Origin of the sequence: Streptomyces sp. SID14478 (assembly GCF_010548525.1) — a bacterium.
GTDB lineage: Bacteria > Actinomycetota > Actinomycetes > Streptomycetales > Streptomycetaceae > Streptomyces.
This window is the reverse complement of record NZ_JAAGMG010000006.1, coordinates 1-7,663: the sequence shown is the minus strand read 5'-3', so window position 1 is coordinate 7,663 and position 7,663 is coordinate 1. Positions and strand designations below refer to the sequence as shown.

The window sequence follows — 7,663 nt, the reverse complement described above, 5'->3', positions numbered from 1 at the left end:
GGCTGCGTGCGGCGGGCCGGCGCGGGACCGCCGAGCGCGGCGCGGCGCTCGGTGAGGTAGCGCAGCTCGGGGGAGTCCTCGGCGGGACGCGCGTACGGGACGACGCCGTCCTCGAAGCGGCTGTCCGGGATCGGGAGGTCAAGGAGGTCACGCATCCCCTTGAACTCGTCGATCGTCAGCTTCTTCATCTGGTGGTTGGCGTTCTTGGACTCGAAGCCCTTGCCGAGCGTGAAGCCCTTCACCGTCTGGGTGAGGATCACGGTCGGCTTGCCCTTGTGCTCGACGGCCGCCTTGTACGCCGCGTACACCTTGCGGGGCTCGTGGCCGCCGCGCGAGGTGTGGAAGCACTCGGAGACCTTGTCGTCGGAGAGCACCTTGGCGAGCTCGATCAGCGCCGGGTCGGTGCCGAAGAAGTGCTCGCGGATGTAGGCGACGTCGCGGGTCTGGTACGTCTGGAACTGGGCGTCCGGGACCTCGCGCAGCCGGCGCAGCAGGGCGCCGGTGGTGTCGAGCTGGAAGAGCTCGTCCCAGGCGTTGCCCCACAGGGACTTGATGACGTTCCAGCCAGAGCCGAGGAACTGGGCCTCAAGCTCCTGCACCACGCGGAAGTTCGGGCGGACCGGGCCGTCCAGGCGCTGCAGGTTGCAGTTGATGACGAAGGTCAGGTTGTCCAGACCCTCGCGGGCGGCGAGCGTGAGCGCCGAGGTCGACTCGGGCTCGTCCATCTCGCCGTCGCCGAGGAACGCCCAGACGTGCGAGTTCGAGGTGTCCTTGATGCCGCGCGCCGACAGGTAGCGGTTGAACCGCGCCTGGTAGATCGCCGACAGCGGGCCGAGGCCCATGGACACCGTGGGGAACTCCCACAGCCAGGGCAGGCGCCGCGGGTGCGGGTACGACGGCAGGCCGTTGCCGCCGGCCTCGCGGCGGAAGTTGTCGAGCTGCTGCTCGCTGAGGCGGCCGTCGAGGAACGCGCGGGCGTAGATGCCGGGGGAGGCGTGGCCCTGGATGTAGAGCTGGTCGCCCGAGCCGTCGCCCTCCTTGCCGCGGAAGAAGTGGTTGAAGCCGGTCTCGTACAGCCAGGCGGCCGAGGCGAAGGTGGCGATGTGGCCGCCGACGCCGTGCTTGCTGCCGCGGGTCACCATCGCGGCCGCGTTCCAGCGGTTGTACGCGGTGATCTTGGCTTCCATCTCCTCGTCGCCGGGGAACTCCGGCTCGACGGCGGTGGGGATGGAGTTGACGTAGTCCGTCTCAAGAAGCTTCGGCAGCGCCAGGCCGCCCGCCTCGGCGCCTTCCAGCGTGCGCCGCATCAGGTACGCGGCACGGTGCGGCCCTGCCGCCTTGGTAACGGCGTCCAGGGAGGCCTGCCATTCGGCGGTCTCCTCGGGGTCACGGTCCGGGAGCTGGTCGAGCTCGCTCGGCTGGATGCGCATGGGGTCGGTCATAGTCGCCGCACGCCTTCCTGAGTCGAAGGGGGTGGGGTGGGGGTGCCCTTTGTCTTTGGCAGGACAGGGCGAGGGTCCCGGTAGGGACCCGTCGGCGACTGTAACTCCCTGATCGATGATCGATCAAAGGGTTGAAGGGCAAAACCTCTTCAGATCGAGAAAGTAGGCACAGGGTGCCCGCAAACAGGGCACCGAGTGCCCTGCGGGGCCGGTGCGGGTGAGACGCAGGTCACGGGCGCGGGGCGCACCCGAGGACATGCGCCTTCACCAGCTCGGCGATGGCCGGGTCCCGCCGCCGGAACGCCGCGACCAGCGCCTCGTGCTCCTCCGCGTACGACTGCTGCACGGTGCCCAGCCAGCGGATGGACAGCGCGGTGAAGACCTCGATGCCGAGCCCCTCCCAGGTGTGCAGCAGCACGGAGTTGTCCGCGGCCCGCACCAGCTCCCGGTGGAACGCGACGGTGTGCCGCACCTGCCCGGTGCCGTCGGCGTCCTGGTCGGCCCGGTACAGCGCCGCGACGTGCGGTTCGAGGGCGGAGCAGTCGCCGGCCAGCCGCTCGGCGGCCAGCTCCGCGGCGATCGCCTCCAGGCCGGCCCGCACCGGGTAACTCTCCTCCAGGTCCGCCGCGGACAGGTTCCGCACCCGCACGCCCTTGTTGGGCGCCGACTCGATCAGCCGCAGCGACTCCAGCTCGCGCAGTGCCTCCCGCACGGGCGTCTGGCTGACCTCCAGCTCGGTGGCGATCCGCCGCTCCACGATCCGCTCGCCCGGCTGCCAGCGGCCGCTGACGATCCCCTCCACGATGTGCTCGCGGATCTGTTCGCGCAGCGAGTGGACGACGGGCGTGGTCATGGGGGCTCCTCGGCAGGTGGACCCGGGGGTCGGCGGGACCCTTAGACAATACGGCTGCGGCCCAGGACAGAAGGGGCATGGCCGCTCCCGCCGCGGGTGATGCCTGTTACAGAGAGGTGCCCGGGCGGGTGCGGACACATGCCGGCGCGATGCCGGCGGATTCCCGGACGGAGCGTCAACTGCCGCTGCCGTCCAGGAAATTGAGGACCTGTTCCGTCGCCGTATCGCATGCTTCTCGAACCTGGTTTCTATTAGATTGGGGTGCAGGGGGGACGAGGGAGGCAGCGGGTACCGGGCGGAACGGGGGAGCGCGATGGGCCGGAACAAGGACCTGGCGGCCAAGGACGAGGACCTGACGAAACTGGCCGACGACCTCGACGCCATGCAGGACCACCTGACCCGGCAGGTCACCCGCATGGACCGGGTCGTCGACGAGGTCGAGGAGGGGTGGCAGGGGCCCGCGGCGGTCGAGTACCGCAAGCTCCACCGCTCCGTCGCAGAGGACGCGGTCCGCATCCGCGACGTCATGAAGAAGCTCGAGGAAGCGGTCCGGCTGAGCAGGGACGGGTTCACCGCGACGGAGCTCGACGTGCTGGCGCGCATGCGTGCCGTCGAGGTCGACGTGGACGCCGAGGCGGACCGGCTGTCCACGCCGTCCGAGCCGCCGCCCGCGCGTCCGCGCAGCGGACTCGACCAACTGTGACCGGCGGACGACGGGGGAACGGGGGAACGGACCATGGGCAGCGGTAGCGCCGACGACGATCACATAGCGGTGTCGTTCGGCACGTTGGAGCACCTGACGACGGAGCTCGACGACATCCTCAGGCAGCTCAACGGAAAACTGGACGACCTCTACAAGCGCCTGGCGCCGGTCGTCGCGTCCTGGCAGGGCGAGGCCCGTGACGTCTTCCTCGACGAACTCGACAAGTGGGACACCTCCGCGCGGGACCTGGAAGCGGCCCAGAAATGGCTGCACGAGGTCGTGACCAGCGGGCATCGCGGATACGCGGCCGCGCACAGCGCCGTGTTACGGGGATGGGGCGGCGCCTGATGGCCGACGAGCGGCCGAGCGACGAGCAGCGTAAGCAGGAACGGGGCGCGGCCCGGCCCGCACAAGCCCCCAAGGCGGGCGGCGGCTTCGACGTCCAGCCGCCGCATCTGCACTACACGGCGATCGTGGTGCGCGACGGCCAGTTCGACTACGACGAGGGCGCGACGGCCCTGGTCGAGGTGCTGAACAAGTACAGCCAGTCGGCAGGCACCGGCAGGGGCGCCGACGCCTTCGCCGCCGCGTACAAGACCGTGAACGAGAAGTTCCTGGAGCTGTGGGCGAAGAGCGTCGTGAGCGTGGGCGGGGTCGCCGTCGGCCTCACGGACACCGCGAACAAGTACACGCAGGCCGACTGGTCGGCCCGCCGGATGTACGGCCCCCCACCGGTCGAGAAGGCCCCGCCGGTCGTCATCGACAGACCTCCCAGGTACGGCCCCGTCCACGACATCAAGTGGACCGGAACCGGCGAGGACGCCGACTCCTGGGCACTGTCCGGCGCCCTCGGCGAGATCCCCGACTTCCTCGCCGACGTCATCAGGCCCGCCATCGAGCACGGCCTCAACCTCGGCAAGACGCACGAGATCACCCCGGGCTGCAAGGACGACGACTTCACGGGCATGGCCACTGGCTGGGGCGCGTCCGTGAAAGCGGCCAAGAAAGCGTCCGACGACTTCAACACCGCCATCAAATACATCACCAACAACAAGGGAAATGACGAGTGGCAGGGCGCGATGAAGGCGTTCTGCCAGACCATCTGGGGCACCACGGAGTGGGGACGGACCTTCGACCCGCAGGGCAACCGGGTGTCCATCGGCCGCAGTTGGAAGACGAACCGCGCCGTTCAGCCGGCGAAGCAGCGGCCGATCATCGAGATCCTGCGCAACACCGCGACCGTCGTGCAGAAGCAGCTCGACGACCTGGCCGAGGTGGCCCGCACCACCCGGGAGACGACCACGCGGCTCGGCAAGGAAGCGGCGAAGGCCACGGTCAAGGACCTGACCACGGGCCTGGACTTCTGGGAACTGACGCGGCTCGCGGCGACCGGGGCCTTCGCCGAGATCGTCATGACGTTCCGCTCGCACATGGACAAGGGCGCCGCGAACGAGGCGGTCGAGTCGTACCACGAGGCGTTCACCGCTGCCGCCGCCGTGCTGAAGGGGCTGGAGACCGAGCTCGACGAGGCGCTGCTGAGCGTGCCCACGTTCACGGCGGAGACGGCGCGCGCGGAGGCGTACGGGGCGCGCTCCCTCAACGACTTCAAGAAGGAACACAGCTGGCAGCGCAACGAGAGCAGGGTCCCGTACAAGTACTCCTTCGACCTGGCCACGGAGGAGGAGTTGTACGGGGGTCACACCATCGACAAGCATGTCGGGCTCACGGACATGCAGCTGACGCAGAGGTTGCGGGACGAGGCGACCGGGTCGGGAGCGATGCAGATTCCCGCAGCGTCTTCCTTCACGGACCTGAACTCGGCTCAAGAGTATACGCAATACAACATCAGGAGTAATTCGACGGCGATTGACCAGTGGTTGAAGAACCCTCCGCCTTCGCCTCCCACAGAGGAGTTTTCTGTGTCGGCGGTCTCCGGTGGAAATATGGCGCTCCCTGTCGTGACCGGGCGCACTGCGCCGGTGGTGAACGGCCATCCGACACCCTCCAAGGACGCTCACGGTGTCCTTACCATGCTCAGATATGAACCGAGTCTGGACCCGCCGTTTGTCGTGCTGACTTCCATGCCCCAGTGAATGTTGCGTAAGGAGACGACGGTGTCACAGCCCGATGAGCAGTCCTGGTCCGAGGCGCTCGGTATGTATGCGCGCAAGTACACCATTGCAAAAGTGGTGAGCAGAGACCACGAGGACTGGGCGCTCGATGTGCTTTCCCTGATGCACAGCGGCACACCGGATGCCCGCGGCTGGTATGCGAACGATCCCTTGGCCGGGGAGTTCGAGAGGGTCGATGATCCATACTATCCCTTCGCCCTGCTGCCGAAAGACGCAGCTGCGGCGGACCATCTGAGGGGCCGAGTGAACGAGATCCCGCGTTCCTCGGTCGTGCGCCTCCTCGTGGCTGTCTCTACGCCGTGGATCAACGTAGAAAAGGAGCAGGATTTCGAGCTTCGCAGAGAAGGGCTCGAAGAGAAGGCGCGTGTTATTCTGTCGCGCTTCCCGGAAGGTTCGTGTTTTTACGCCAATACCGGGCGTCGCAGCAAGGAAATGGACTACTACCAGCGCATCTCCGGCTGTGCGACTATTTCTCGGCACGCCTGGGACGTGGGCCTTTTTCTCGTGTCGGCCACGGAGGTCGGTATGGTCTGGTCCTTCATCAACTGGTGACGCGGTACAGCCCACAGCACCCGTAGTCCTGGAGAAACCATGCGCACCCGCACCGCCACCTACCCCGACCGCGAAACCGCCCAATGGGCGACGCAGCACGTGGTCACCCGCAACGAACAGGACATCCATCGCTGGCTGGCCCGGTCCACCCGGCAGCGGCTCACCATCGAGGCCGCCTGGCCGTCCCGGCCCGAGCCCGTCGGCAAGGTGCTGCTGCAGGCGATGATGCTGGCGGGCAGGGGCGCCGTCGACGTACGCGCCGCCCGGGTCGTGCTGCGCCGCGAGCCGTCCGCCGCGCACGGGTTCGCCGTGCACGCCAGCTTCCCCGTCTACGTGTGAAGGCCGAGGACCGACCGTGGCGCTGACCCCGCTCGAACACGACCGCAAGCACGGCGAGATGGACCAGGTCCTGCGGGCCTACGTCGGGCAACCCGCGGACGACACCGAGGACAGGCCCGGCACCGCACTCACCGCGTACCTGCGCCACACCTGGCACACCCGCCCCTGGGCGCTCGCCGTCGCCGAGAGCCAGCTGCGGGAGTTCGCACGGACCCCGCCGGGGCGGCTGCGGATCGAGATCGGTGAGTTCTACGCCCTGCCGGACGTGGGTCTGCCCGACGCGGAGATCCTGGACTGGCTCGCGCGGGTCGCCGGCCACATCCGGCGCAGCGTCGAGGAAGGCACGGTCCCGCCGCCGGCGCCCCCGGTCACGCACTGGGAGTGGCACGCCCGCTTCCCCGAGCTGGGACAGTTCCTCGGCGGCTGGTTCTCGCAGGACATGCCCGACGAGTTCGACGACCACGACGCCGCGGTGGACGACTACGCGGCGACGACCGACCGCCGGCTCGTCGCGCGCCTGGTGGGGGAGATCCGCGAACTGCTGGCCCTGGGGCTCGACGAGAGCGCGTACGCCGTCGGCGCGGCCGAAATGGGCCTGGAGGTCGAGCCTCCGGACGCGTACGGCGTGAGCGGCTGGCTGGCGCTGGTGGCGACGCGGATCGGTTAACGGCGGGTACGGCGAAGGCCCCCGCCCGGAGGATGAACTCCGGGCGGGGGCCTTCGCCGTGTTGCTGGGGCGTACCGCTTACAGACCCAGCTCGGCGGTGAACTCGCCGGCCTCGAGGATCTGCTTGACCGTGGTCAGGTAGCGGGCGGCGTCCGCGCCGTCCACCAGACGGTGGTCGTAGGAGAGCGTCACGTACGTCATGTCACGGATGGCGATCGTGTCACCGAGCTCCGGGTCGGAGACGACGACCGGGCGCTTGACCGTGGCACCGATGCCCAGGATGGCGACCTGGTTCGGCGGGACGATGACCGTGTCGAAGAGCGCACCGCGCGAACCCGTGTTGGAGATCGTGAAGGTGGCGCCCGACAGGTCGTCCGGGGCGATCTTGTTCGTGCGGACCTTGGTGGCCAGCTCCGCGGTCTTCTTGGCGATGCCCGCGATGTTGAGGTCACCCGCACCCTTGATGACCGGGGTCATCAGGCCCTTCTCCGAGTCGACGGCGATGCCGACGTTCTCGGAGTCGAAGTAGGTGATGGTGCCCTCGTCGTAGTTCAGGCGGGCGTTGATGACCGGGTGGGCCTTCAGTGCCTGGACGGCGGCCTTGACGAAGAACGGCATCGGGGAGAGCTTGACGCCCTCGCGGGCGGCGAAGCCGTCCTTGGCCTTGTTGCGGAGCTTCATCAGCTTGGTGATGTCGACCTCGATGACCGAGGACAGCTGAGCCTGCTCCTGCAGCGCCTTGTGCATGTTGTCCGCGATGGCCTTGCGGATGCGCGGCAGCTTGACCGTCTGACCGCGAAGGGGAGAGGCCTCCAGGGTCGGGGCGGCCTTCGCGGGGGCGGCAGCGGCGGCCGGAGCCGGAGCGGCGGCCTTCGCGGCCTCGGCGGCGGCGGTGACGTCCTGCTTGCGGATGCGGCCGCCGACGCCGGTGCCCTTGACGGTGGACAGGTCCACGCTGTTCTCCGCGGCGAGCTT

Annotated in this window: 8 protein-coding genes and 1 pseudogene; 6 read left to right on the top strand and 3 right to left on the bottom strand. The window is 68.6% G+C overall.

The window, feature by feature from the left end:
- Together G3I40_RS00440 and G3I40_RS00435 are read right to left on the bottom strand one after the other, a co-directional pair.
- Positions 1-1,442, bottom strand: a pseudogene (locus G3I40_RS00440) (pyruvate dehydrogenase (acetyl-transferring), homodimeric type); the annotation flags it as partial.
- A 229-nt stretch (positions 1,443-1,671) separates the two neighbouring features.
- Positions 1,672-2,295 carry a GntR family transcriptional regulator gene (locus G3I40_RS00435; protein ID WP_164300141.1) on the bottom strand — a complete coding sequence of 208 codons (624 nt, stop codon included), beginning with the start codon at positions 2,293-2,295 and terminating at the stop codon, positions 1,672-1,674.
- A 313-nt stretch (positions 2,296-2,608) separates the two neighbouring features.
- Here G3I40_RS00435 and G3I40_RS00430 point away from each other — a divergent pair, with 313 nt between their 5' ends.
- Genes G3I40_RS00430 through G3I40_RS00405 form a run of 6 tightly spaced genes read left to right on the top strand, consistent with a single transcriptional unit; the run spans position 2,609 to position 6,688 of the window.
- Positions 2,609-2,998 (top strand): WXG100 family type VII secretion target, encoded by a 390-nt coding sequence (locus G3I40_RS00430; RefSeq protein ID WP_164300140.1) that lies wholly within the window; start codon positions 2,609-2,611, stop codon positions 2,996-2,998.
- A 33-nt stretch (positions 2,999-3,031) separates the two neighbouring features.
- A complete protein-coding gene (locus tag G3I40_RS00425) occupies positions 3,032-3,346 on the top strand; it encodes a WXG100 family type VII secretion target (protein WP_164300139.1) in 315 nt (104 codons plus the stop codon).
- Positions 3,346-5,091: an RNase A-like domain-containing protein gene (locus tag G3I40_RS00420; RefSeq protein WP_164300138.1), complete on the top strand. Its 1,746-nt coding sequence runs from the start codon at positions 3,346-3,348 to the stop codon at positions 5,089-5,091. The genes G3I40_RS00425 and G3I40_RS00420 overlap by 1 nt, the downstream gene beginning before the upstream one ends.
- A gap of 21 nt (positions 5,092-5,112) precedes the next feature.
- Positions 5,113-5,682: a hypothetical protein gene (locus G3I40_RS00415; RefSeq protein WP_164300137.1), complete on the top strand. Its 570-nt coding sequence runs from the start codon at positions 5,113-5,115 to the stop codon at positions 5,680-5,682.
- Between the two features lie 39 nt (positions 5,683-5,721).
- Complete coding sequence (locus G3I40_RS00410) at positions 5,722-6,021, top strand: RNase A-like domain-containing protein (RefSeq protein ID WP_164300136.1); 300 nt, start codon at positions 5,722-5,724, stop codon at positions 6,019-6,021.
- Between the two features lie 16 nt (positions 6,022-6,037).
- Positions 6,038-6,688 (top strand): contact-dependent growth inhibition system immunity protein, encoded by a 651-nt coding sequence (locus G3I40_RS00405; RefSeq protein WP_164300135.1) that lies wholly within the window; start codon positions 6,038-6,040, stop codon positions 6,686-6,688.
- Positions 6,689-6,766: 78 nt separating this feature from the next.
- Here G3I40_RS00405 and G3I40_RS00400 read toward each other — a convergent pair.
- On the bottom strand, positions 6,767-7,663 hold an 897-nt coding region (locus G3I40_RS00400), incomplete at its 5' end, for a 2-oxo acid dehydrogenase subunit E2 (protein WP_203643126.1).